The sequence below is a fragment of the Empedobacter sp. UBA6305 genome, assembly GCF_002440405.1.
Lineage (GTDB): Bacteria > Bacteroidota > Bacteroidia > Flavobacteriales > Weeksellaceae > Empedobacter > Empedobacter falsenii_B.
This window is the reverse complement of the sequence record NZ_DJTP01000016.1, coordinates 25,391-50,746: the sequence shown is the minus strand read 5'-3', so window position 1 is coordinate 50,746 and position 25,356 is coordinate 25,391. Positions and strand designations below refer to the sequence as shown.

The 25,356-nt window shown below is 32.6% G+C and carries 21 protein-coding genes; 5 read left to right on the top strand and 16 right to left on the bottom strand.

The features are described from left to right. Positions 1-14: 14 nt before the first annotated feature. The 6 genes from B3M86_RS03895 to B3M86_RS03870 all read right to left on the bottom strand — a co-directional run bounded on the left by B3M86_RS03895 (position 15) and on the right by B3M86_RS03870 (position 6,376). Positions 15-602 carry an OmpH family outer membrane protein gene (locus B3M86_RS03895; RefSeq protein WP_286495463.1) on the bottom strand — a complete coding sequence of 196 codons (588 nt, stop codon included), beginning with the start codon at positions 600-602 and terminating at the stop codon, positions 15-17. A 61-nt stretch (positions 603-663) separates the two neighbouring features. Next, positions 664-3,186 (bottom strand): outer membrane protein assembly factor BamA, encoded by a 2,523-nt coding sequence (gene bamA / locus B3M86_RS03890; protein ID WP_291075453.1) that lies wholly within the window; start codon positions 3,184-3,186, stop codon positions 664-666. Between the two features lie 20 nt (positions 3,187-3,206). After that, a complete protein-coding gene (locus B3M86_RS03885) occupies positions 3,207-3,950 on the bottom strand; it encodes an isoprenyl transferase (RefSeq protein WP_280049258.1) in 744 nt (247 codons plus the stop codon). Positions 3,951-3,961: 11 nt separating this feature from the next. Beyond that, positions 3,962-4,717 carry a DUF6089 family protein gene (locus B3M86_RS03880; protein ID WP_291075455.1) on the bottom strand — a complete coding sequence of 252 codons (756 nt, stop codon included), beginning with the start codon at positions 4,715-4,717 and terminating at the stop codon, positions 3,962-3,964. Positions 4,718-4,835: 118 nt separating this feature from the next. Continuing rightward, complete coding sequence (locus B3M86_RS03875) at positions 4,836-5,720, bottom strand: NAD kinase (protein ID WP_291075457.1); 885 nt, start codon at positions 5,718-5,720, stop codon at positions 4,836-4,838. Beyond that, complete coding sequence (locus tag B3M86_RS03870) at positions 5,720-6,376, bottom strand: HPP family protein (RefSeq protein ID WP_291075459.1); 657 nt, start codon at positions 6,374-6,376, stop codon at positions 5,720-5,722. The genes B3M86_RS03875 and B3M86_RS03870 overlap by 1 nt, the downstream gene beginning before the upstream one ends. Before the next feature lie 243 nt (positions 6,377-6,619). Here B3M86_RS03870 and B3M86_RS03865 point away from each other — a divergent pair, with 243 nt between their 5' ends. From B3M86_RS03865 to B3M86_RS03855, 3 genes are read left to right on the top strand one after another with little or no spacing between them, the layout of a single operon-like run. Beyond that, positions 6,620-7,537: a mevalonate kinase family protein gene (locus B3M86_RS03865; RefSeq protein ID WP_291075461.1), complete on the top strand. Its 918-nt coding sequence runs from the start codon at positions 6,620-6,622 to the stop codon at positions 7,535-7,537. 25 nt (positions 7,538-7,562) lie between these two features. Next, positions 7,563-8,486 (top strand): UbiA family prenyltransferase, encoded by a 924-nt coding sequence (locus B3M86_RS03860; protein WP_291071128.1) that lies wholly within the window; start codon positions 7,563-7,565, stop codon positions 8,484-8,486. A 10-nt stretch (positions 8,487-8,496) separates the two neighbouring features. Continuing rightward, positions 8,497-9,441 carry a pseudouridine synthase gene (locus B3M86_RS03855; RefSeq protein ID WP_038334708.1) on the top strand — a complete coding sequence of 315 codons (945 nt, stop codon included), beginning with the start codon at positions 8,497-8,499 and terminating at the stop codon, positions 9,439-9,441. 54 nt (positions 9,442-9,495) lie between these two features. Here B3M86_RS03855 and B3M86_RS03850 read toward each other — a convergent pair whose 3' ends face one another. From B3M86_RS03850 to rluF, 3 genes are all read right to left on the bottom strand, one after another. After that, on the bottom strand, positions 9,496-10,218 hold the full coding sequence (locus tag B3M86_RS03850; RefSeq protein ID WP_291075463.1) for a GLPGLI family protein: 723 nt from the start codon (positions 10,216-10,218) through the stop codon (positions 9,496-9,498). An 84-nt stretch (positions 10,219-10,302) separates the two neighbouring features. Next, positions 10,303-12,747 (bottom strand): alpha/beta hydrolase family protein, encoded by a 2,445-nt coding sequence (locus B3M86_RS03845; RefSeq protein ID WP_114998387.1) that lies wholly within the window; start codon positions 12,745-12,747, stop codon positions 10,303-10,305. A 114-nt stretch (positions 12,748-12,861) separates the two neighbouring features. Continuing rightward, a complete protein-coding gene (gene rluF, locus B3M86_RS03840) occupies positions 12,862-13,776 on the bottom strand; it encodes a 23S rRNA pseudouridine(2604) synthase RluF (protein WP_038334704.1) in 915 nt (304 codons plus the stop codon). Between the two features lie 110 nt (positions 13,777-13,886). On the opposite strand from rluF, the gene B3M86_RS03835 reads away from it, so the two are divergent. Together B3M86_RS03835 and B3M86_RS03830 are read left to right on the top strand one after the other, a co-directional pair. Further along, a complete protein-coding gene (locus tag B3M86_RS03835) occupies positions 13,887-14,234 on the top strand; it encodes an arsenate reductase family protein (protein ID WP_038334703.1) in 348 nt (115 codons plus the stop codon). Between the two features lie 9 nt (positions 14,235-14,243). Continuing rightward, on the top strand, positions 14,244-16,382 hold the full coding sequence (locus B3M86_RS03830; protein WP_291075465.1) for a S9 family peptidase: 2,139 nt from the start codon (positions 14,244-14,246) through the stop codon (positions 16,380-16,382). 91 nt (positions 16,383-16,473) lie between these two features. Here B3M86_RS03830 and B3M86_RS03825 read toward each other — a convergent pair whose 3' ends face one another. From B3M86_RS03825 to dut, 7 genes are all read right to left on the bottom strand, one after another. Further along, positions 16,474-18,675, bottom strand: a complete 2,202-nt coding sequence (locus B3M86_RS03825; protein ID WP_038336578.1) for a M1 family metallopeptidase — start codon at positions 18,673-18,675, stop codon at positions 16,474-16,476. A 267-nt stretch (positions 18,676-18,942) separates the two neighbouring features. Then, positions 18,943-19,554, bottom strand: a complete 612-nt coding sequence (locus tag B3M86_RS03820; RefSeq protein ID WP_114998393.1) for a DUF4254 domain-containing protein — start codon at positions 19,552-19,554, stop codon at positions 18,943-18,945. Between the two features lie 81 nt (positions 19,555-19,635). Next, positions 19,636-19,818 (bottom strand): twin-arginine translocase TatA/TatE family subunit, encoded by a 183-nt coding sequence (gene tatA / locus B3M86_RS03815; RefSeq protein WP_038336575.1) that lies wholly within the window; start codon positions 19,816-19,818, stop codon positions 19,636-19,638. A 37-nt stretch (positions 19,819-19,855) separates the two neighbouring features. After that, on the bottom strand, positions 19,856-21,523 hold the full coding sequence (locus B3M86_RS03810; protein ID WP_291075468.1) for a murein hydrolase activator EnvC family protein: 1,668 nt from the start codon (positions 21,521-21,523) through the stop codon (positions 19,856-19,858). Next, on the bottom strand, positions 21,523-22,323 hold the full coding sequence (locus B3M86_RS03805) for a DUF4292 domain-containing protein (RefSeq protein WP_221854108.1): 801 nt from the start codon (positions 22,321-22,323) through the stop codon (positions 21,523-21,525). Before B3M86_RS03805 ends, B3M86_RS03810 begins: the two co-directional genes overlap by 1 nt. Positions 22,324-22,328: 5 nt before the next feature. Then, entirely contained in the window at positions 22,329-23,351 is a 1,023-nt protein-coding gene (locus tag B3M86_RS03800) for a sugar nucleotidyltransferase (RefSeq protein ID WP_291075471.1), read from the bottom strand. Between the two features lie 93 nt (positions 23,352-23,444). Beyond that, entirely contained in the window at positions 23,445-25,298 is a 1,854-nt protein-coding gene (dut, locus tag B3M86_RS03795; RefSeq protein WP_291075473.1) for a dUTP diphosphatase, read from the bottom strand. Positions 25,299-25,356 lie beyond the last annotated feature (58 nt).

The window sequence follows — 25,356 nt, the reverse complement described above, 5'->3', positions numbered from 1 at the left end:
TTGTTTTTTAAAATTTATTTTCTTGTTTTATTGCTACTATTACTAGTTTTATTATTTCCAGAAGTTGATGTTTTTGAATTATTTGGTTTCAACTCTGGTCTTAAAGTCATTAATACTTCTCTACTTATGTCAAACTTTGGATCTGTATAAATCATGATTAAATCACTTCCTTTATCAAATACAAAACCATATCCTCTTTTATCTGCAACTTCTTTTGTCGCATTATAAATTTGATCTTGTAAAGGCTTTACCATTGATCTTCTCAGATTAACTAAATCACCATTTGGTCCATAACGTTTATCTTGCAAAATTCTTACAGCCGCTACTTCATCAGCTAGCTTTTTCTCTTGCTCTTTCACCTGTTCTGCCGTTAATAAAATCTTTTCGGCTTCGAATTCGGCTTGTAATTTAGCTAAATTTTCTTGTTTTTGCTCAATTTCTTTTTGCCAAGACTCTGTTTGAGATTTTAATTTGTTTTGAGACGATGTATATTCTGGTAAATTTTCTAAAATATACTGACTGTCTACATAACAAAATCTTTGCGCAAAAGAGAAACTTGCTAATCCAAAGAACAACGCTATAAAACTAATCCATTTTTTCATATTTGTGGTGTGTTAATTCTAAAATTATGCCAAAATGTTCTAAGCAAATTTATTCAATTTATTAGAATTGTTGTCCAATAATAAAGTGAGTTTGCCATCCTGAGCGTTCTGTTTGTCCAAATCCTTTATCAAATCCATATCCGAAATCGAATCCTAATAAACCAAATGCTGGCATGTAAATACGAACACCTGCCCCTGCAGAACGTTTTAATTCAAACGGTTTAAATTCACTTGTATTGTTCCAAACGTTACCTCCTTCCGCAAAAGTTAATGCATAAATTTTAGCTGTTTGGCTCATTGTGATTGGATAACGCAATTCTAATGAATATTTATTATAAATCGTACCACCTCCTTCTGGCGTAATATCTCCTGTTTGTCCACCAGAATTTGTTGCATCTTCGTAACCTCTTAATGAAATAATCTCACGTCCATCGAAACGATTTTGTGTAAGACCTGTTCCTCCTAAGTAAAAACGTTCGAAAGGAATTGTTCCAATTTTACGGTTATATGTTCCTAAAACTCCAAACTCTCCACCGGCTTTTAAAACTAATTTACCAGTTAATTCTTTGTAGAAATATGCTTTAGCTTTGAATTTATAATATTCTAACCATTTGAATTTTTCTACATCAGACATGTTTGTATAGTCTTTGTTATTAAAAGCTGAATAAGGAAATGTTGTCGTAAACGATAAACTAATTTCTGATCCTGATTGTGGGAAAATAGGGTCTGGTCCAGCAGAATTACGTGTTAAACCTAATGTGTAGTTTAAGTTGTTTGACGAACCATTTTCATATTGCATATTACCAACAGACATCGCATAATTATCGAAGTTATATAACTGATAAGAAATTGAGTTTGATAAACGGAAATAATCATCTGGCCAAGTTAATAACTTAGTTAACCCAACTGAAGCTCCTAAGATATCCAATTTCGCTTTTTCTCCATAATTATCACGGTAATCATATTGCGAATAATAAAAAGACGTTGATAAAGCTGTAGGGCGTTTTCCTCCAATCCAAGGTTCAACAAATGATAAACTATAATTTTTATATCCGTTACCAGCTTGTGCTCTTAGTGATAATTGTTGTCCATCTCCCATTGGAATTGGTTTCCAAGCTTTTTTATTGAAAAAATTCTTTAATGAGAAATTCCCGAAAGTTAATCCTAATGTACCAATGAAAGTCCCTGCACCATATCCTCCTTGTAATTCTACTTGAGAAGATGATTTTGGCGCAACTTTCCACTCCACATCAACTGTATTATTATCTTGATTTGGTTGAATATCTGGAACTATTTGCGTTGGTTCTAAGTATCCCAAAGAAGCTAACTCCATCATCGTACGCTTAATGTCCGATTTAGAGAATAAATCTCCTGGTTTAGTTCTTAACTCACGGTATAAAATATGATCGTGTGCTTCTGTATTACCGTTAATCGTTACTTTATTAAGTGTAGCTTGAGTTCCTTCAAAAATTTTGATTTCCAGGTCAATCGTATCATTTTTCACACTTTTTTCAACAGGAATAGCACGTGCAAATAAATACCCTCTGTCCATGTATAACGTTGAAATATCATCATCTTTTTCTGATCCCGAAATCTTTTTATTGATTCCGACAGCATCATAACGATCTCCGGTTTTATATCCAAAAATTCGTTGCAACTGCTCAGAAGTATAAATAGAGTTTCCTGAGAACGTTACATCTCCTAAGAAATATGGTTTTCCTTCGTTAACCTTAATTTTTACCAATAAGTTTTTATCATCAACTTTTTCGATATTGTATGACTCAACTTTAGCATCTCTAAAACCAACAGATTTGTATTCTTCAACCAATGTTTTTAAATCTTCCTGGAATTTTTCAGGAATCATTTTAGATGACTTGAAGATATTGATAGATTTCTGTTTGGTATTTTTCATCCCTTTTTTACGTAAACGAGCAGCAGTTAAGTTTTCATTTCCTTCGAAAATGATTTTCTTAATCTTTACACGCTCTCCACGATTCACATTTAATGTAATGTTTTCTTCGTCTTCTTTACCAACAATTGGCTGACGTTCTACATTAATTGTTGTGTTAGGATAACCTTTTCCAGTATAATAATCTTTAATTTTATTATTTGTCGTATTGATTAAACTTTGTGTAATCTTAACACCTGGATTTAATTTATTTTGTTTGATTAAATCTTCGCGTTGCGATTTTTTCACACCATTAATCTTAATTTCTCCTAAACTAGGAACTGAAACCAAGGCAAGCTCTAATGTAACTTCGTTACCTTCTATTTTATCTACATACAAGTCGATGTCAGAGAAAATATTAGATCTCCATAATTTTTTTACAGCATTATTTACCTTCGTACCTGGTAATTCTATCTCTTCACCGATAGCAAAACCTGCATAACGGATAATTTGATTCTTAGAATATTTAGAGTCACCTGTTACAACGATATCTTTCAATTTGAAAGTTCGTGCATTGGTATAATCTAAGACAAAATTATCTTGTTGTGTTGAATCAATGGTTTTCGTAGAATCTACGACTTGCGCTTGTGCCATGTAAGCTCCAAGCATACACATTGTCCAAAAAATTTTCTTCATAATCCTCTATTTCAGTTCGATTAGTTCGTTAGTTGCTCGCTTATCTTACCAAATCTACGTTCTCGATTTTGGTAATTTAAAATTGCTTTATAAAATTCTTCCTCGTTAAAATCAGGCCACAAAACCTCTGTAAAATATAATTCTGCGTAAGCAATTTGCCACAACAAGAAATTACTAATTCTGGTTTCGCCACTTGTTCTAATCATAAGATCTACCATAGGTAAATCGTGTGTATATAAGTTTTGATGAACTAATTCTTCATTAAAATCATTGTCGGATATTTCTCCGTCTTTATATTTTTGTGCAATAGACTTCATCGCTTGTAATAGTTCTTCTTTCGAACCATAACTTAATGCTAATGTCAAAACACAAGCTGTGTTGTCTTTCGTTTTTTCTATTGCTTGAGTCAAATCTTTGAATGCTTTTTTTGGTAATTTTGATAAATCTCCAATCACATTCAAGCGAACTCCATTTTTGTGTAATTCATTTATTTCGTCCTTAATTGCAGAACTTAATAAAGTCATTAAAACATTGACTTCTAATTTTGGACGATTCCAGTTTTCTGTAGAAAATGCGTAAAGTGTAAGATGTTTTATTCCTAATCTACGACATGTCTCTATAGAAGATCGAACAGCTCCTAAAGCACTTTTATGTCCAAAAGTTCTTTCTTTACCGTTCTTCTTGGCCCATCTTCCGTTACCATCCATAATGATTGCAACGTGATTAGGTATATTATTTTTATCTATTTGTTCTACTAAACTAATTTCCATTCTTTTTAATCACAATAACAAGCAGGTCGACCAAAACTATATGTCAACGAAATTCCTGTTATAACATACCAATCTTTGTTAGATAGATTTCCGTAAACTACTTCATTATCATAAGGAAAATTTGGGAAAATATTTTTATATTCCTCACTAAATTTGCCTGTATTATAATCGATATAATCCACATTTGTATATCGAACACCTGTCTCAAAAGATAAAATCCAATTGTAATTGAATCTTACTTTATATCCAACTCCAAAAGGAATTGTTAAATCGGTATTATATTTTGTTTTTTCTATAATATTCGTCCCATCGTAATCATATTCTTTTCCTTTTGCTGAAAATGCTCCAACTCCTACAAAAATATAAGGCGATTGCGCTTTTTCTTGATCATCATTGATATTAAAGAAATTATACTCAAACATCAATGATCCTTCTACAATATTATTTCGAAAATTTTTATTTCTTTCTAATTTGTAATACTCTTTCGAGCGGTGATCACTTGCTCCAACTTTTGAATAAGATATATTTGCTCTAAAACCCATTTGTGGATTTATATTAAAACGATATAATCCTCCTATTGAAATTGGTAAATATATTTTACCTCCTGCTTCAGTTTTAGTAGGAAATGGATTGATATAACTGGCTTTACCAACATCTCCAATCACATTTGCTCCACCAGCAAAAATTCCGAGTTCATGTCTTTGCGCAAAAGTTAATTGCGAAAAACATAATATAAAAACAAACAAAAATAATCTCCTCATAAGTTGTGTTATTTTTTCGGCTTTTGCTTTTTATCTTCTTTTAAATTCGAACAAATATAAACAAAAGTCAATTCAACGTAACTGATTTAACAAAAATTAAGAAGTTTTATTGTAAATTTTAATTCCTTTTATCTGAACCCCAAAGCATTTTTTCTCTCAAAGTTGTGAAATAAGTCGCGTCAATAGCTTCAACGATTAAGATTTTGAAGTCAGCTTTTTGTATTGTCAATTCGACGTCAGTTGTTAAAGGAAAGTTACGAGAATCTAACGAAAGGAAATATTCATTAGCTCTACTGCGTATTTTTAAGTCAATTTTTTCGTTTTCTGACACAACTAATGGACGCACATTTAGATTATGTGGCGCAACAGGTGTAATGACAAAATTTTGATTAGACGGATGAACAATTGGTCCACCACAACTTAACGAATATCCTGTAGAACCTGTTGGCGTAGAAATAATCAAACCATCAGACCAAAAAGAATTTAAAAATTCATTGTTTAAATAAGCATCAACCGTAATCATACTCGTTGTTTCACGGCGAACTACAGTCACTTCGTTAATCGCAAAATTATTTTCAATTTCTACACCATCACTTCTTTTCACTGTTAATAAAGTTCGTGGAATAATGTTATAATCATCATTGAAAAAACTATCCATTTGCTCCAACAACACACTTTTATTAATTGTTGCTAAAAAGCCTAAACGTCCAGTATTTACGCCAATAATTGGAATATTAGAATCCCTAACAATTGTAGTTGCCGATAAGATTGTTCCATCTCCACCAAAACTGAATAAAAACTTGACCGATTTGTCTAAATCATCATGAGAAGTATAGGTTTCTACGTTATCAGTATCAAAATCAGTTGTTTCTTTTAAGATTTGAAGAAAATTTTGCTCAACACAAAAAGCAATTTCGTTGTGAACTAAATAATTAATAAATGGTGGAATAATATCCGTTAAAGACGTACTTGTTTTTTGTCCAAAAAGTGCAACTTTTATCATTAGGTATTCATGTATTTTAACAATTGTGCATAACGACTTTGCAGAAGTTCTTGTTTTTCGTCGTTATAAAATTTTTGAATCACTTGATATCCATAACGCTCAAATGTTTCGCCAATTGCCAACAAGTTCGATGAACTAAATTTCAGCAAAACATAAACGCTATCCTCATTATTCCCAACAATCATCATTCCCAAAATTTTTCCGTTATTCACTTCAATAATATTAGAAATCGCGGTCATCGACAAATCTTTTTCCGCAATCGAAACCAACATCGAAACGCCTTGCGCAGCGACAAAAGGAAAATTTGCAAATGTGTTGATAATATCCGTTTCCGTAATAAAACCAACATAGCGCGACTGTTCGTTAATAATCGGTAAGATATTCGCCTGATTCGTGTACATCATGTGAATTGCATCTAAAAGCGTACTCAATTCAGAAAGATAAAAACTCTCCAAATACGAAGTATAATCTACTTTTTCATCATCAATTGATAATTCAATCAAATCTTCTTCCGAGATATTTCCAACAAAATCCAACCCTTTAAACAAAGCTAAATGCGTCAATTTATTCTCTTGCACAACTTCTAAAAGCTGACTTGGAGAAGAATTAACTTTCCCTGGTTTTATCTCATTCGATAGATATTCGGTGATATACATGGCACAAATTTATATATTTTAATACATTAATTCTCTATTTTTAATGCTAATTGGGTTAAAATCATTGATTATTAATTGAAATTTAACCAATTTATTCTAAATTATTTAGTCAAAATATATTCCAAAATCTACTAATAATCAAAAAATAATGTGATTTACAATTTTTTAAAGCAAAACTCTTCCTCAAATTCAAAAAAGAATGGCTTAAATTTTGTAGATTTGCAGTACCAATTTTAACATTGAATGAAGAACCCATTATTTTATGCCAAAATCTTACTTTTTGGCGAATATGGAATTATTGAAAACTCGAAAGGATTAACAATTCCTTATAATTTTTACCAAGGTGCATTAAAATTTGAGCCTTCTGAAATTGCAGAATCATCAAATGCTCACTTGAAAAATTATGCAAAGTTTTTAGAAGAAAATTTTGCTGATACTTTTGATACAAAGTCTTTTTCGGAAGATGTTGCAAACGGAATGTACTTCGATTCTAACATTCCTCAAGGATATGGTGTAGGTAGTTCTGGTGCTTTAGTTGCCGCTATTTATGACAAATACGCCTTGAATAAAATTGATATCAATCAAAATCTAAACAAAGAAAAAATCAGCGAATTAAAAGCGCTTTTCGGTAATTTAGAATCTCATTTTCATGGAAAAAGTTCTGGAATTGATCCTTTAATTTGTTACATGAATATTCCTTTGTTAATTCAATCAAAAGATGATATCTCGACAATTGGTTTACCTTCTGCAAATGCTGACGGAAAAGGAGCTGTTTTCTTAATCAATTCGGGTACACCAGGAGAAACGGCGCCAATGATTCATATTTTCTTCGAAAAAATGAAAAAAGAGGGTTTTCGTAAAACATTGAAAGAAGAATTTATTAAATACAACAACGCATGTATCGAAAACTTTGTGAAAGGTGAATACAATCCACTTTTTTCAAATCTTCAAAAATTGTCAGCTTGGGGTTATGAGCATTTCAGACCAATGATTCCTCAAAAACTGGTGAATGCATGGAAAACTGGAATTGATACAGATACGTATTACCTAAAACTTTGTGGTTCTGGCGGAGGCGGTTATGTTCTTGGTTTTACACAAGATTATGACAAAGCGAAAAGCTACTTAAAAGACTTCCAGACCGAAGTTATTTACAAATTCTAAAAAATAATTTATAAAAATATAATCAATGAACGTTCAGAAAATAATCTTAAAAGTTTTTGCATTATTTTCTGTTGTTCGTGGCTATAATTTAATTGTGTTAATATTGGCACAATACCTTGCTGCACTTTTTATTTTTGCGCCAGAAGTTGGTCATCGTCAATTGTTGACAAATCCAAAGTTGGACGGGCTTATTCTTTGTTCGATACTTTGTGTGGCCGCGGGATATATCATCAATAATTTTTACGATTTAGAAAAAGACGAACTCAAACGTCCTTTACAAGTTTATCTTCAGAAACAAGTTTCGCAAGGTTTCAAGCTAACCGTTTACATTGTTCTAAATGCTTTAGCATTGATTATTGCAGCTTTAATTTCGTGGAAAGTTTTCATTTTCTTTTTGGTTTATCAATTTTTGGTTTGGTTTTATAGTCACAAAATCAATCGATTTGCATTGATCAAAAACTTTTACTTGGTTGTCATTCGTGTGATGCCATTTTTCGCCTTATTGGTTTATTTTGATCATTTCACATTCAATTTGGCCTTGCATGCTACTTTCTTGACCATTTTATTATTGATTACTGATATTGTAAAAGATTTGAGTTCTCAAAAAGCAGATTTGATTTATAATTATGATTCAATTCCAATTAAATATGGAATCGATTTTACAAAAGTTTTGATTTCATGTTTAATTATTATAGAATTAATCATTGGAATTATTATCATTATGAAAAATGATGTTGGCGCAATGAAATACTTTTTTATTGCTGCAAATATCGCTTTCACAGTGATTTTATTTATCATTTGGAGAATAAAATCGACACAAGCATATAAGATTTTACATTATTTTTTTAAGGGAATGATTGTTGCGGGTGTATTTAGTATCGTATTAATCGAAATAAATCCCTTAACTTTGCAAACTATTGCGCAAAATTTTAATCAGCGCATAAATTAATCAAATTCAGATGAATAACAGACGAAATCAATCCAACGACAGAAATTCCCAAGGCGGGAACAATCGTGGAAAAGGTGGAGCAAGAGGAAATTCTTCTTCTAAACCATCTTCAGGGAAAGGAAAACCAACTTTTGGTGGAAAACCATCAGAAGAAGGAAAGAAAAGTTTTGGACCAAAGAAACCGTTTAACAAACCAGGTGAAAAACCATTTGTTAAAAGACTGAAAAAAGCACCAGTTGATGACGGGACTATTCGTTTAAATAAATATGTAGCGAATGCAGGGATTGCATCCAGAAGAGAGGCCGACGAGTTGATCAAAACTGGAATCGTTACAGTGAATGGTCAAGTGATTACTGAAATGGGTTATAAAGTACAACCCGATGATGAAGTTCGTTTCGATGGTCGTAAAATCTCTTCAGAGAAAAATGTATATTTTGTGTTGAATAAACCAAAAGGTTTTATTTCAACATCAAATGATGAAAAAGGACGTAAAACTGTGATGGACTTAATGTCTACAGCAACTACAGCGAGAATTTTCCCAGTAGGACGCTTGGATAGACAAACAACAGGAGTTTTATTGTTTACAAATGATGGTTATTTAACTAAGAAATTAACACATCCAAGTCATGATATCAAAAAAATATATCACGTTACATTGGACAAAAAGTTAACAGCAAATGATTTGGCTGACATCAAAAAAGGTGTTCGTTTAATTCCTGAAGGAATTGCAGTTGTTGACGAAATTTCTTTTATTGAAGGTAGACCGAAAAATGAAGTTGGTGTAGAATTACATATTGGTTGGAACCGCGTTGTACGTCGTATTTTCGAAACAAAAGGATACGAAGTAGAAGCGTTAGACCGCGTTTCTTTTGCAGGACTTACAAAGAAAACTTTACAAAGAGGTGATTTTAGAAGATTAACGGAATTAGAAGTTAACTTCTTGAAAATGTTATAATACCTCAGCTATAAAATTTAAAAACCACTTCTAAAGAAGTGGTTTTTTTATGTTTTAATCTTTCGAAACCTTGTTATTATAAGCTTCCATCATCTTTTTATTTGCTTCTTTCACAAAATCATCTTTCTCAATTTGTGTCATTTTCTGACCTTTTGATGGAATTTTAATCACTTCGTTTTTAGATGCTTCTTTTATATTAATTGCTCTGAAAATCGTTTCATAACTTTCGTCTTTCATTGTTGTTACAGCTTTCAATTCTAAAATTAAACCTGGTAACCCATTGAAAAATATTGGTCCTCCTTTTGGTTGTAAAGTTGGCGCAAACCAAACTTCTATCTTAGAATCTTTGTATTCGGTTATTGCTTTTTTTACTTTAATTCCCAAAATTTCTTTTGCTTCTCTACTAATTGTCCAAGTGTATTTAGGCAAATTATCTATTATTAAAATATTCTTGTTCACATAATTTCCTTCAATCTTATATTGTGAAGTTTTATAATCGATGTAAATATTATCATCAATTGTACTCATCGACATAGATGATTGATTTTGACTATTATCAATTCTTACAATTTCAGAAAAAAACGACTGATTTTCATTAAAAAGTAATTGATAGTATTTTGGTGTAGAATTGTTTTTATCTAATTCTGCCTTAAAAACAGGATCTTTTTCGTCAAAAAACATTTTATCATAGGTTTCATATTCTACTTTCCACAAATTTTGAGCAAATAGAAATGGAGAAAAAATCATTAGAAAGAAGAGTAAAGCTTTTAATTTCATAGTTGATTAATTATGAACTAAATATAATAATTATTTACAATAAAAAAGCGATTCAAAATTGAATCGCTTTTCTTATATTGAGAATTATTTCTTTTCAGAATTTTTTCCTTTGTTTTTCACATATTTCTCTAACCATTGATCTTGTTCCCACAACATGTGAAGAATATTTTCTCTGGCTGCATATCCGTGAGATTCTTTTGGTAATAAAACCAAACGAGTTGTCGCTCCCAAACCTTTCAATGCATTGAAATAGCGCTCAGATTGCATCGGGAAAGTTCCTGTATTATTATCTGCTTCACCATGAATTAACAACAATGGTGTTTTCATTTTATCTGCATTTTGGAAAGGCGCCATTGTGTTGTAAACATCTGGAGCTTCCCAATAATTACGTTGTTCAGATTGAAATCCAAAAGGCGTCAATGTACGGTTATAAGCACCTGAACGTGCGATACCTGCCGCAAATAAATTAGAATGCGTTAATAAATTTGCTGTCATAAATGCGCCATAAGAATGTCCACCAACCGCAACTCTTTCACGATCGATAAAACCTAATTTATCCACCGCATCAATCGCAGCTTTTGCATTGGCAACCAATTGAGGAACGAACGTATCATTTGGCTCCTCTTTTCCTTCTCCAATAATTGGGAAAGCCGCATCATCTAAGACCGCATATCCTCTCAATGCCCAATAAATAGGACCTCCGTAAGAAGGAGAAGTAAATTTATTTTCAGAAGTTGTAACCTGACCAGCCGTAGATGCATCTTTGAACTCACGAGGGTAAGCCCACATTAACATTGGCAACTTTTCCTTTTTCGTTTTATCGTAATTTGGCGGCAAATATAAAGTTCCTGATAATTCTACACCATCAGCACGTTTGTACGTAATTAATTCTTTCGAAATTTTGTTCATTGCCTCAAAAGGATTTTTTGTAAACGTTACTTGTTTTGGCTTTCCTCCTTTCTGAAAAATATTACGAACATATAAATTTGGATAATCTGTTTTCGATTGAATCTGTTCTAAAATGATCCCTTTCTTCGGATCGATAACTCGAGCAATCGCTTCTAGTTTATCTGATTTCTGTGCTCTCCATAAACGAGAAGTTTTTTGCGTTTTGATATCAAAATCATCTACAAAAGGTAAGATTCCTTCCGCAGAAACTCCTTCTCCAACTAACATCAATTTTCCTTTGTTAATTGCTAAAACATTGTAACCATAATCATTCATTTCAGTTACAAAACTTCCAGGATTATTGTAAGCATCTTGCGAGTTTCTACTAAAAAAGCGTATCGGTTCTTGATTTGGATTTGACGGATTGAACAAATAACTACTTTCGTTACGTGTATTATACCAAGCATCTCTCACAATCGCAACCTCATCATTCCCCCAAGTCACTCCTCTATAGCGATCTTTTACTTTTACCAACAACTCTTTATTCGCTGTAAATGGCGCCGTTACTTGATAAAGCGCATCGCGATATTCCGCAGGCTTGTTTGCATCACCACCATCTAAAGCCTCAACCCAATATAAAGTATTTGGTTTATCTGCTCTCCAATTCAAACCTCTTTTTCCCATAATCGTAGAAGAAAATCCTTTCGGAACAACTTCTTGTAACTCTTTATGATCAACTTCTTTTATTAATTTTCCGTTGATATCATACACAATATTGGTTGAAGGAAAACTATTGTACGTTACTAAATATGAAAAAGGTTTTTTGATTTCGTTCACCAAAACATATTGTCCATCTGGAGAAGTCGAAATATCTGTGTACATCGCAGCGTCTTTCCATTTCGATTTTGCACCTGTTTCGATATTTACTTTTACTAATTCAGAAATTGCTAATTGTTCGAAGTTAAACTCATCATTTTTATTTTGTAATAAATCTTGATAGGTTCTGTTTTGCGCTTCTTTTCCGTCAGCAACAGAAACTGTAGGTCCAGTCGCAATTGCGTCTTTTGTATCAATCAAAGCTTTTTTGGAAGCTGGAATTACATTCACAATTAATTCTGTATCTGAAATCCAATTGAAAGGACGACCTAAGTTTGCGTTTAATTTATCTTCATAAACTTTTGTTGCAGCTTGTGTTTTTACATCAACAATCCATAGTTCTACACCTTTATTTGTTGTATTTGTAACGGCAAATTTCGATTGAGAAGTGTTCCAAGATTGATTAGAAAAACGACCTTTTGCAGGTAAACCAGCAATCGTTTTTTCTTTTGAAGTTTTTAAATCAAAATAAGTAATTTTCTCGCTGAATGTTTCACGTGAATTAATATTTGTAACTGGATTAATTCGTAATCCTGCTAAACGTAATTCCGTTTCTGACAATTCATTAATCGTTTTATAACGACTTCTATAAGACAAAAATGCATTCTCCGCTTTACGATCTATACTAATTGACGGCGGCATATCTGCATCTGCCAATTGTAAAATTTCTTGCGGAGGCAATTGATAAGTAACATTTTCTTGTGCTTTTACCGATGCACCAAAAGTCATCGCTATAAAAAGCAACGAATAAACAATTTTCTTCATGTGTTTTTAAGATTTTACTTTATAAAGATATTGAATCTTTGGTAAAATGACATGATAGAAGTTAGTTTTGACTAAAATGTATAAAAAAAGACGAAAAATATTCGTCTTTTGATTTTATCTTCTTTTACCAAATTTACCTCCTTTCGTATTTGTAGGTGGTTTACTTTTTCCTACTCTGGCTTGAGTTGTTGATTTTTTTACTGGCTTTTTAATTGATTTTCCTTTCGAATCTTTAAAATCTGGAGAAATTTCTTTTGTTTTTTTCGCTGATGATTTTTTTGATTTTGAAGCTGGTTTCTTTTCTTCGTGTTTTTCCGAATCTTTCGTCAAGCGATTGATTTCTGCTAATTCTTCTGCCGTTAAATCTCGATGTTGACCAATTCCTACATTCAACGTTAAATTCATAATCCGAACACGTTCTAATTTTTTTACACCATATCCAAAATATTCGCACATACGGCGAATCTGTCTATTCAAACCTTGGATTAATGTAATTTTGAAAACATTTGTACTTATTTTTTCGATCTTACATTTCTTCGTAACCTGATTAAGAATCGGAACACCTTTCGACATTCGTTCGCAAAATTCATCCGTAATTGGTTTATCAACGGTTACAATGTATTCTTTTTCGTGATTATTTCCAGCACGTAAAATCTTATTCACAATATCACCATCGCTTGTCAATAAAATCAATCCTTGCGAATCTTTATCTAAACGACCAATCGGAAAAATTCGTTCTCCAAACGAAAGAAAATCGATAATATTATCTGGATCTGTAGGATCTGTTGTACACGTAACGCCCACAGGTTTATTCAGCATAATATAAACCGCATGCTCCTTTTCGCGCGGTTCTATTTCGACACCTTTTACAGTCACCACATCATTTGGTCCTACAAATTGCCCAATTTTAGCAACTCGTCCATTAATTTGTACCAAACGATTTTCGATGTATTGATCTGCTTCACGACGCGAACAAAAACCACTATCGCTAATATATTTGTTTAAACGCAAAAAATTAGTTTCTTCCATACTTGCAAAGATAGTTTTTTATCGATTTGAAATATATTTTGACAAAATTCTTTATCATTCTGCAAAACGATGAAACTTATTTATCTTTACAAAACCAAAGATTTTGAGAAATGAAAAAAATATTTTTTTTGAAAACTTGCGATACGTGCAAACGTATTATGAAAGAGTTTGATTTTACAGGTTTTGATTTGCATGAAATAAAATCGACTGCGATAACAGCAGAAGAATTAGAAGAAATGAAGAATTTAGCTGGCAACTACGAAGCTCTATTTTCACGTCGTGCACAGAATTACAAAAAATTAGGATTGAAAGATCAACAGCTTTCTGAAGATGATATCAAAAATTATATTTTATCAGATTATACTTTCCTAAAACGTCCTGTCGTGGTAGATGGAGACAAAATTTTTATTGGGAATGAAAAGAAAAACTTAGAAGCACTTGGGCAATATTTGAAATAGAAATCACACATGAAAAAAACAATTTTATTGACTACACTTTTAATGAGCGCTAGTTTAATTGCTCAGAAAAAGAATGTCACAATGGAAGATGCTGTACTTGGATTATCGACGAATTTACGTATCGAAAATCTAAATCAAGTTCAATGGATTCCGAATCAAAATGCGTACACGCAAAATGTAAAAACATCATACGGAGAAGCTTTAATCAAGAAAGAAGTTCCATCTCTTAAAACTGATACAATTTTTAGAAGTTCTCAATTTGAGAATAAAAGAATTCCTTCTTTGAATTGGATCAATGATAAGCAAGCTTATTTTTCTACAAAAACAGGTTACAAAACAATTACAACTGCTGGTCAACAAAACGATTGGTTGAAATTACCTGAAAATGCAGAAAATATAGAATTTGACGCGACGAATAATCAAGTTGGATATGTAATTGACAACAATTTATTTTTTGTTGATAAATCTGGAAAAACACATCAAATTACCAAAGACGGAAAATATGAAATCGTGAATGGAAAATCGGTTCATCAAAATGAATTTGGGATTCACAAAGGAATTTTCATCTCTCCAAAAGGGAATTTAGTTGCATTTTATAGAATGGATCAAACAGCGGTTACAGATTATCCAATTATCGATTGGTCTGTACAACCTGCGGTGAACAAAAACATCAAATATCCATTTGCTGGAACAAAAAATCATACGGTTACGTTAGGTGTTTATAATCCAACCACTCAAAAAACGACTTTCTTAGAAACTCACCCAGAAGTAGATCATTATTTAACTTCGGTTACGTGGTCGCCAGACGAAAAACATATTTATATTGCTTTACTTTCTCGTAATCAAAAGCACATGGAATTGAATCAATATGATGCAGTTTCAGGGAAATTGATTAAAACATTATTCAAAGAAGATGATACAAAATATGTAGAACCTCAAAATGAATTACATTTTATTCCAGGAAAAAATAACGAGTTTGTTTGGTGGTCGCAACGCGATGGTTTTATGCATTTGTACCGATTCAATACGGAAGGAAAATTATTGAACCAAATCACAAAAGGAGATTGGATTGTAACGGATCTTGTTGGAGAAAATGCGAAGAAAAAAGAATTCTTAATCATGACAACAAAAGATTCTCCGAAAGATCGTCATTTATATGCGGTGAATTGGGAGAATGGAAAATTGCGTAAAATAACAACTGATGCTGGAACGCACAATGTTTCGGTTTCAACGAACGGAGAATATGCAATTGATAATTGGAGTAATGATAACACGCCTCGTAAAATTGATGTATTGGATGCAAACGGAAAATTCAAACAAAATATCTTAACTGCTCAAAATCCTTTGGCAAATTACAATACAGCGAAAGTTGAAAATGTAACGTTAAAAGCAGATGATGGAACAGATTTGTATGGAAAATTAATCTATCCAACAAACTTTGATTCTTCGAAAAAATATCCCGTTATCGTTTATTTATACAATGGTCCTCACGCGCAATTAATCACAAATCGTTTTCCTGCAACAGGAAATCTTTGGTACGATCATTTAGCGGAAAAAGGTTATGTTGTATTTACAATGGACGGACGCGGATCGGCGAATAGAGGTCTTAAATTTGAACAAGCGATTCACGGAAATGTAGCAACTACAGAAATGAATGACCAAATGAAAGGTGTTGATTTCTTGAAAACTTTACCTTTCGTAGATGCGGAACGTATGGGAATTCATGGTTGGTCTTATGGTGGATTTATGACAACATCATTCATGTTGCGTAAACCTGACGTTTTCAAAGTTGGAGTTGCTGGTGGACCAGTTTTAGATTGGACGCAATACGAAATTATGTATACAGAACGCTACATGGAATCGCCTCAAGATAATCCTGAAGGTTTCAAAAACACGAATTTAATTAACCGTGTAAAAGACTTAAAAGGTAAATTATTGATGATTCACGGAGCGCAAGATAATGTGGTTGTTTGGCAACATTCGATTGATTTTATTCGCGAAGCAGTGAAAAATGGTGTTCAAATGGATTACTTTGTTTATCCTGGACATGAGCACAATGTTCGTGGAAAAGACCGCGTTCATTTGATGCAAAAAATTACAGATTACTTCGATTTATATCTTAAACCAGAAGGTACATCTCAAAAATAATAGTCAACAAAAAACCACTTCTTATGAAGTGGTTTTTTATATTTTATGATGTGATGCTAAAACGGGTTCAGTATGAAAATTTAGAACAAATTTACTTCTTTGTAAACTCAAACTTTTGTCCAGCTTCTTCTACAGAAAATGTCTTTTTATCTTTTGCAAAAGTCAACTCCAAACCGCCTTGTTCATTCACAAATTTACCATCACCTTGATAATCTAATGGAATAGTTTGTCCACCAAAAACTAAATTCAATTTATCGTTTTCAGCTTTCAACACAAATTCTGAATTAATTTGTTTATTCGTAAATGTACCTTCGTATTCTTTTGGATTAATCTTTTCAACAGGTTTTACATCCGCCATATTGAATGTATTATTCTTCAAATCAATATCTGGTAAAGCTCCATTTGGATCCAATTTAATCATCGAAACTTCTTTTGTTGAAGGCACTTTGAATGTCCATTCTGTATTACGTTTCCAAACTTCAATCGGTAATTTAACTTCTTGAGAAGTCCCATCTTTAAAGTTCACTTGAACAGTAGTTGGCATTGGTAATTGTCCAAAATTTTCAACTTTCAAAATCAAGCCTTTTTTGTAATCTCCATCTACATATTTTGCACTGTTAATTCCTTGATCAATTGTCCATTTATTCAAAAACCAACCTCTCCAAAACCAAGATAATTCTTCTCCTGAAACATTTTCCATCGTGCGGAAAAAATCTTCTGGCGTTGGATGTTTATATGCCCAATATTTGATGTATCGACGCAATGCTTTATCGAATTTTTCTTCACCCAAAATTGTTTCACGCAAAACTTTCATTCCTGCACCTGGCTTATAATACAACAATGCACCGATATTTCTTTCGCGCATATTATCTGGTTGAGTCGTTACAGGCTCAAGATTATCGCTGAATAAATAACCCGCCATTCGTTGTGCAGATTGCTTTTTGTAATATTCGCCATTGTTGAAATTCTTCGTCGAAATATCATTGATAAACGTATTAAAACCTTCGTCCATCCAACCATGAACACGCTCATTAGAACCAACAATCATCGGGAACCAAATATGTCCAAATTCGTGATCTGTAACACCCCAAAGTCCTTCACCTTTCGAAGTCATATGACAAAAAACAATCCCAGGATATTCCATTCCACCCTCATTTCCTGCCACATTTGTCGCCGCTGGATAAGGATACTCTAACCATTGTTTCGAGTAATGCTCAATAGAAGCTTTTGTATATTCTGTCGATCTTCCCCAAGCATCATTTCCGTCACTTTCTACTGGATAAGCCGAAATTGCCAACGATTTTTGACCACTTGGAAGATTAATTTTTGCTGCATCTAAGATGAACGAAGATGATGAAGCCCAAGCAAAATCACGTGTATTCTGAATTTTAAATTTCCACGTTTTTGTTCCTTTTGCAACTTTTGTCGCTTTGTTTACCTCATCAGCAGAACGAATAATAATGGTTTTATCACTCGCTTTTGCTTTGTTCCAACGATTCACTTCTTCTTTCGAGTAAACTTCGTTTTCATTCAATAATTCTCCCGAACCAACCACATAATGCGTAGACGGAACCGTAATACTTGCTGTTACATCTCCATATTCCAGATAAAATTCTCCTGGACCTAGATAAGGCAAAGTATTCCATCCCATGATGTCATCATAAACCGCCATGCGAGGAAACCATTGCGCCATCGTAAAAATCTTTCCATTTTTAGTTGGCTCTACTCCCATTCTATCGGCTCCATAATCTGGCGAAACAAATGAATATTCGATTTTTATTTTTGTTTTTCCTCCACGAGCTTTCAAATGATTAATCAAATCAATTTGCATGCGTGTATCCGAAACAGTGTATTTCGCTTCTTTTCCGTCGATTTGAACAGATTTAATTTTATAACCTCCTTCAAATTCAGAAGTTGAATCGCCATAACGGCTTCCAGAAATCGGTAATAAAGCACTTCCTCGAGATTCTTTTTTGAATAAATTTTGATCCAATTGTAACCACAAAAAGTCTAAATCATCAAAACTATTGTTGGTATATGTAATTTCAGTTGTTCCCGAAATTTCATTCTTTTCTTCATTCAAACTAACATTCAGATTATAATCTGCACGATTTTGCCAATAATTATGACCTGGTTTTCCACTCGCCGAACGAGTTTCTGTTGCATTATTCTGATAAAAAAATGGTTTGAAAGCTTCTTGATAATCGTATTTTGGTTTTTCTTGTTGACCAAAAACCGAAATCGAGAATAAACTTATTCCTAAAAGTAAGGGTTTGAAATAATTTTTCTTCATGTGTGAAATTTTACAGTAATTATAAAATTACCTCATATTTTTCAATACGAGGTAATTTCAACTTTATAATTATTCTAAAATTTTAGTTTGAAGCTTTTTAAATTCTTCTGGTGTTAATTTTTAGGTTGATTATAAGGTAAAGCAAGTAATAAATTTCAGTTTTTTCATTCTAATATTTTGATTAGATGAAATTAACATATTTGTACGCAATAAAAAAACTCATCCAAAAAAGATGAGTTTTCTATATTTTATTAATTTTTCTGAAAATTATTTCTTGTTTGCATAAAGAACTGGATTCAAATCCTCGTCATTATACATTTTCATTTGTTTATACACTTTCATGTATTTTTTACCTGCTTCAAAATCAGCCAACAATTCTTCAATCGCTGTTGATAAATCTTGATGTTGTTGATTCAAAACATCTAATTTCACTTGACAAGCTGCTTTATGCTCCGGTGTTGCATCCTCACGTTCTACCTCTTGTTTCATGTGATAAACCTTAAGCGATAAAATAGAAAAACGGTCTACAGCCCACGCAGGAGATTCTGTATTGTAAGTTGCATCTGCTTTTACTTCTACATTCGCATATTGTTGTAAAAACCAGCTATCCACATATTCTACCATATCTGTACGTTCTTGGTTTGATTTATCAATCCAACGTTTTAAGCTTAATGCTTCTACTGGATCAATTTGTGGATCACGAATAATATCTTCTAAATGCCATTGAACTGTATCAATCCAATTTTTTTTGTACAATAAATGAGCGATTAAATCTTCTTCGCTATATGGATTTTCGATTTGACGATTTACATCATCATATTTGTGATAATCATTGATACTTTGATTAAAAATAGACCAAGCTTTATCTGTGAATTTCATGTTTTGTTTTAGTTTATAAAATAAAAGCATTGTAATTGTATACGCAACTACAATGCTCTATTATCTAATTAAAAATATATTTTAATTTTCTTTTTTGTCAGAAGTACTTTCAGTAGCTTCTGATTTGTTATCATCTTTTGTTGCTTTCTTGAATTCGTTTAATCCAGAACCTAATCCTTTCATTAATTCAGGAATTTTCTTTCCTCCGAATAATAATAACACAACAAGTACGATTACGATCCATTCTTTACCTCCTAATCCCATACTGAATTGATTTTAATGCAAATATATAATTAATTTATTACATTCCCGCTACCCAAGAAGCAGGATTTTGTTTTGTTGTTCCGCTCCAAACTTGGAAATTCATGATTGTTTCTCCATCTCCACTTGTATAGATAATTCCTAAAGACTGACCACGTTTTACATCATCACCTTTCGAAACACTTACACTTGATAAGTTTGTATAAACTGAATAATACGAACCATGTCTTACCAATACAGACTTACCATTTCCAGATACACTCATTACAGCTTGAACAGTTCCTTCGTAAACAGCACGTGCATGTGCTCCACGATAAGTTGAAATATCAACACCACTATTTTGCGTTGTAATATTAGATAAAACTGGGTGAGAATTAGCTCCAAATCTACTTACAACCGTTCCTTTATCAACAGGCCAAGGTAGACGACCTTTGTTTGATGAGAATTCTCCCGAAATACCTTCAGAATCTGGACGTTCTGCAAAAGTCTCAGCTGGTTTTACCGCATCTACTTTTACAACACGTTCTTTTTCTGGCACTTTTACAACAACTTTTTGTTCTGCTTCTATCTTCGCTTTACGCTCAGCTTCAGCTTTTGCTGCTGCAATTTTACGTGCATCCTCTTCTTTTTGAGCTTTAAGACGCGCATCTTCTTCCGCTTTACGTTGTGCAATAATGCGTTGACGTTCAGCTTCTGCTTCACGTTCTAATTGCTCAAATTTAGAAATTTCTGTTTTCGCTGTAGAAACGAAACTTCCGGTTGGATGATGAGTTAAATAAGATTGATACGCTTGTTTTGTATGCGCCGAACGTGCAATATTCCATGCTTTGGCATCATTCTCAATTCTTAAAATTGCTGTACGAGCAGATTTCGCATAATCTCCTTTCGGATTATCACGTAAATATTCGTTATAAGAAGCAATAGAGTTTCCTCGTTTTGCTTCATTCCAATCTTTTAAATCTTTTTCTGCACGAATCTTAGCTTGACGAATTTCTTCTTCAATAATTGCTTTAATCTGCGCATCAATTTGGCGTTGTTGTGCTTCTTTTGCATTGATTTCTGCAGCAATAACACCTTCATTTTTACGGAATTCTTCGACCGCTTTCTCTTTTGTTAATCGTTCTTTTTCAAGATTTTGACTAAACAATGTTTGTTGAGAAAGTACTTTTTCTTTTTCGTCTTTCGCTTTTTCTTTTTTCGCTTTTTTCGTTTGAATATCAGTTTGTTTACCGATAATTTCATTAGCTTGTCCTAATTGAAAAGCCGAATATTTTTCTAAATATTTGATACGACGATAAGCCTCTCCCAAACTTTTAGAAGAAAGCACAAAAAGTAATTTATTTTCAACAGATTTGTTCTTATATGCTCGAACCAAAACCTGTTTGTAGTCTTTTTTTAGCTCAACCAACTCGCGCGAAAGTTTATTAATCTCTAATTGAGTTAAATAAATTTCGTCCTCGATAAAGCGTTTTTCTTTCGATAAGTTGTTAACTAATTTTGTTTGTACCTGAATTTTTTTCGTCAAATTCTGCACAAAATCAACATTTAACTTCGAATTTTGCTTATTAACCTCGAGTTGTTTGTTTAAGTTTATAATCTCTTTTTTAAGCTGAGCATTCTGTTTTTGTAAGTTCGCTTTATTGTACGGAACCTGCGCAAACACTGATAATGACAACGTTAAAAGTACAGTTGATAAAACAAACTTCATTATTTTATTTCTTTTTTCTTATACCCATCTGGAATTGAGAACGGTGTGTTCGTTTCCTGAAACGTAAAACTATTATATTCCAAGTCTATTTGACGCGTTTTTTTCTCTTTTATAATAATTTTAACATTTTTCGGAAATTCCTCTGCTCCAGCTTTTACCCAATTGTCGTAAGCCAAATCAACTTCCATTTTTCGTTTTGGATCTTTCAGATGTGCTTCTTTCAATCGGAAACCATTATCAAAAACATATGTTTGTATATATTCGCCTTCTTTTGGAGAAGTCGCAATCGCTTGATTTTTATTATATGTAATCGTATATTGATTATCTGTAAAAGTAGCTGTATAATCTGTAGGATTTAGATCAACGAAAACTTTTCCTAACATCAAATTTTGTAATTTTTGATAATCGACAAAATCAACTTTCAATAATTTATTTGCAATAGAAAAATCTCCTTCATAATATGTTCCACCTAACTTTTCAAAAGCTGAAAAACCATCAGGCGTAATCAATGCGCGAGCACCTGTAAATCCAAATTTTGTTGCATTAACCCATATCTTTTGCCCATTTTTCACAGCAATTGTAGCGTTTGCATCTCCAGAAATCTCTTCTAAATCTGCTGTTACTTTTGCCTTAATCGTCAAATCTTTGAATGATGATTTTTTTGACAAGGTTTGCTGAATAATTTTTGAAGAAGCCGAAACAACTTCTGTATTATCTTTATCTACTTTTGCTGCTTTCTGAGTGTTACAAGCTGTTGCAAGAACCCCTAAACAAAAGATATACGTTAATTTTTTAATCATAATTTTTATGCTTTGTGTGATTTGAAATCCAATTCTGAATAATCTCCTAAACTGATACTTCGCGAAACATCATAATATTTGGCATTATTTCCGATCATAGTATCTGTAAGATTTGCATTACTGATGATTGAATTTTCTTGAATCAAACTGTTATCAATATTCGAGTTTTCAACAACCGTTCCATTTCCTAATGAAACAAAAGGTCCGATTTTCGAATTTTTAATCACGACATTTTCTCCAATAAAACATGGTTCAATGATTAATGAATTGTCAATTTTTGCAGAAGAATGAATCGTTTTGAAATCTTCTTTATCCAGATTCAACACACGTGTATTGGTGTCAACTGTAACCGATTTATTACCACAATCCATCCATTCGTCCACTTTTCCAAGCGTAAATTTATCACCTGCAGCACGCATATTTTCTAATGCATCTGTCAATTGATATTCTCCACCTTTTTGAATATCATTTTCTAATAAATATTCAATTTCTTTATATAACTTTTGTCCATCACGGAAAAAGTAAATCCCAATAATCGCCAAATCCGAAACAAATTCTTTTGGTTTTTCAACGAAATCTGTAATAACACTGTTATCATCTAATTTCACAACGCCAAAAGCCGAAGGATTATCGACCTGTTTTACCCAAACAACGCCATCCGATTCCATATCTAATTTGAAATCTGCACGAAATAATGTGTCTGCATACGCCACAACCGTTGGTCCATCCAAAGCTTCTTTTGCCATCCAAATAGAATGCGCTGTTCCAAGCGGCTCCAATTGATGACAAATTGTTCCTTTTGCTCCTAATTTTTCTGCAATTGCAATTAAATCAGCTTCAACCTCAGCTCCAAAATCACCAATTACAAAAGCAATTTCGTCAATTTTTTCTGAACAAACCTTCGCAATATCTTCTACCAAACGATGCACGATTGGTTTTCCTGCAATTGGAATTAATGGTTTTGGTGTTGTTAATGTATGAGGGCGTAAACGTGAACCACGTCCTGCCATTGGGATAATAATTTTCATTTTATTTCTAAAAATATTTTTTGTTAGATTGATATTTTATAATTGAATTACTTCTTTTTTAGATTCTTCGACAAGCTCAGAATGACAAAAAAATTATTGTTTTCCTGTACTTCCGAAACCTCCAGCTCCGCGTTCAGTTTCATTTAAAGCGTTAGATTCTTCCCACTCAACCGTTTCGTGTTTCGCGATCACTAATTGTGCAATACGCTCCCCATCGTTGATTGTAACGGCTTCGTTTGAAACATTAGCTAAAATAACACCGATTTCTCCACGATAATCTGCATCAATTGTTCCAGGAGAATTCAAACAAGTTAAACCATATTTTAACGCCATTCCACTACGAGGACGAACTTGTGCTTCGTAACCTGCTGGTAATTCGATGCTCAATCCTGTTGGAATTAATCTTCTTTCCAAAGGTTTTAATTCGATTGGTGCATCAATGTTAGCTGTTAAATCCATTCCAGCCGATAAAGCTGTTTTATATTCTGGTAAAGCGTGTTTCGAGATGTTGATAACTTTTACTTTCATCTTTATTTTCAAATTTTTAAGTGTATTTTTTTCCGCAAACGCAATAAACGCAATGTACACGATAAGAATCAGATTACCAATAATCAAATTAGAATCGAGAATGTAATAATTTGTACATGCTAAAGCAATTGCAATTCCCATGTAAAGTACAATTTTATTGACTTTATACGGAATCGGATAAACTTTCTGACCCCAAATGTACGAAATCACCATCATTACACCATACGCCAATAAAGTTGTCCAGGCAGAAACCATAAAACCATATTTTGGCAATAAAAAAACATTCAAAATAATAGTAATCGCACCACCAACCAATGAAATTATAGTTCCGATACTTGTTCTATCCGTTACTTTGTACCATGTTGAAAGGTTATAATAAATTCCGAAAAATAAATTCGCAATTAAAATAATTGGGACAATATCTAAAGCATTCCAATACGTTGAATTTGGAACAAATATTTTCTTAATCCAGTCAATATTTGCTAAAATTCCAAGAATTACAATATTACAAATGATACTGAAAAAGAACAAAATATTCGCGTATGTCTGTTTTGCATCTCCTTTTTTGGCAACTTTAAAGAAAAATGGTTCTATTCCCATTCGATAAGCTGTTACGAAAAGCGTCATTAATGTTGCTAATTTGTAACAAGCGCCATAAGAACCCGCTGCTGCTGGATCTATTAATTGTCGTTGAACTAATTTATCGAAATTTTCATTTAAAATATACCCCAAACCAGCAATCATAATCGGATAACCGTACAAAAACATTTGTTTGAAAAGTGATTGATCAAATTTGAATTGAACATGACGTACAACGCCTATTAATAATACAAATCCTAAAATACTCGCTAATAAATTCGCTATAAAAGGATAGGAAATCGCATTATCAAAACCTAAACCTAGCATAAAATCTTTCGAAACATAATACAACAAACCAATTGTCAAAACTGCTTGAAAAACATTCTGAATTACGCGAATTGTTGTATATAATATTGGTCGATTTTTAAAACGTAGAACTGCAAAAGGGATCACACAAATTGCATCAAAAAAAGCAATCCACGCAAACCACAAAATATATTCTGGGTGATCGCTATAATTTGCAGAATCTGCCAGAGGTTGTAAAAAAAGAAAAACTAAAACGAGCATTGCAGTAGAACTCATCACCATAAACCAAAAAGCTGTATTCAACACTTTTTGATACATTCCTTCTTCGGTTGCATAACGGAAAAATGCAGTCTCGAAACCAAATGTTAAAATGACATTCAGGAAAGAAACCGCAGAATATAATTGAGAAAACATTGCAAAATCTGAATTATCAACTTGCTTGATAATAAAAAAATTCAATGCTAAAATAATTACCCTCGGCAATATAGAGCCAATACCGTAGATAATGGTCTCACTAAAAAGCTTTTTATACAAAGTCGTTAAAATTTTTACAAAATTGAGTTTCTTTTCGTAAAATTCAAAATACCTAAGC

Coding starts and splice junctions, on each gene's coding strand:
- B3M86_RS03895 (WP_286495463.1), bottom strand. CDS start 602: ATGAAAAAATGGATTAGTTTTATAGCGTTGTTCTTTGGATTAGCAAGT.
- bamA (WP_291075453.1), bottom strand. CDS start 3,186: ATGAAGAAAATTTTTTGGACAATGTGTATGCTTGGAGCTTACATGGCA.
- B3M86_RS03880 (WP_291075455.1), bottom strand. CDS start 4,717: ATGAGGAGATTATTTTTGTTTGTTTTTATATTATGTTTTTCGCAATTA.
- B3M86_RS03875 (WP_291075457.1), bottom strand. CDS start 5,720: ATGATAAAAGTTGCACTTTTTGGACAAAAAACAAGTACGTCTTTAACG.
- B3M86_RS03870 (WP_291075459.1), bottom strand. CDS start 6,376: ATGTATATCACCGAATATCTATCGAATGAGATAAAACCAGGGAAAGTT.
- B3M86_RS03865 (WP_291075461.1), top strand. CDS start 6,620: ATGAAGAACCCATTATTTTATGCCAAAATCTTACTTTTTGGCGAATAT.
- B3M86_RS03860 (WP_291071128.1), top strand. CDS start 7,563: ATGAACGTTCAGAAAATAATCTTAAAAGTTTTTGCATTATTTTCTGTT.
- B3M86_RS03855 (WP_038334708.1), top strand. CDS start 8,497: ATGAATAACAGACGAAATCAATCCAACGACAGAAATTCCCAAGGCGGG.
- B3M86_RS03850 (WP_291075463.1), bottom strand. CDS start 10,218: ATGAAATTAAAAGCTTTACTCTTCTTTCTAATGATTTTTTCTCCATTT.
- B3M86_RS03845 (WP_114998387.1), bottom strand. CDS start 12,747: ATGAAGAAAATTGTTTATTCGTTGCTTTTTATAGCGATGACTTTTGGT.
- rluF (WP_038334704.1), bottom strand. CDS start 13,776: ATGGAAGAAACTAATTTTTTGCGTTTAAACAAATATATTAGCGATAGT.
- B3M86_RS03835 (WP_038334703.1), top strand. CDS start 13,887: ATGAAAAAAATATTTTTTTTGAAAACTTGCGATACGTGCAAACGTATT.
- B3M86_RS03830 (WP_291075465.1), top strand. CDS start 14,244: ATGAAAAAAACAATTTTATTGACTACACTTTTAATGAGCGCTAGTTTA.
- B3M86_RS03825 (WP_038336578.1), bottom strand. CDS start 18,675: ATGAAGAAAAATTATTTCAAACCCTTACTTTTAGGAATAAGTTTATTC.
- B3M86_RS03820 (WP_114998393.1), bottom strand. CDS start 19,554: ATGAAATTCACAGATAAAGCTTGGTCTATTTTTAATCAAAGTATCAAT.
- tatA (WP_038336575.1), bottom strand. CDS start 19,818: ATGGGATTAGGAGGTAAAGAATGGATCGTAATCGTACTTGTTGTGTTA.
- B3M86_RS03810 (WP_291075468.1), bottom strand. CDS start 21,523: ATGAAGTTTGTTTTATCAACTGTACTTTTAACGTTGTCATTATCAGTG.
- B3M86_RS03805 (WP_221854108.1), bottom strand. CDS start 22,323: ATGATTAAAAAATTAACGTATATCTTTTGTTTAGGGGTTCTTGCAACA.
- B3M86_RS03800 (WP_291075471.1), bottom strand. CDS start 23,351: ATGAAAATTATTATCCCAATGGCAGGACGTGGTTCACGTTTACGCCCT.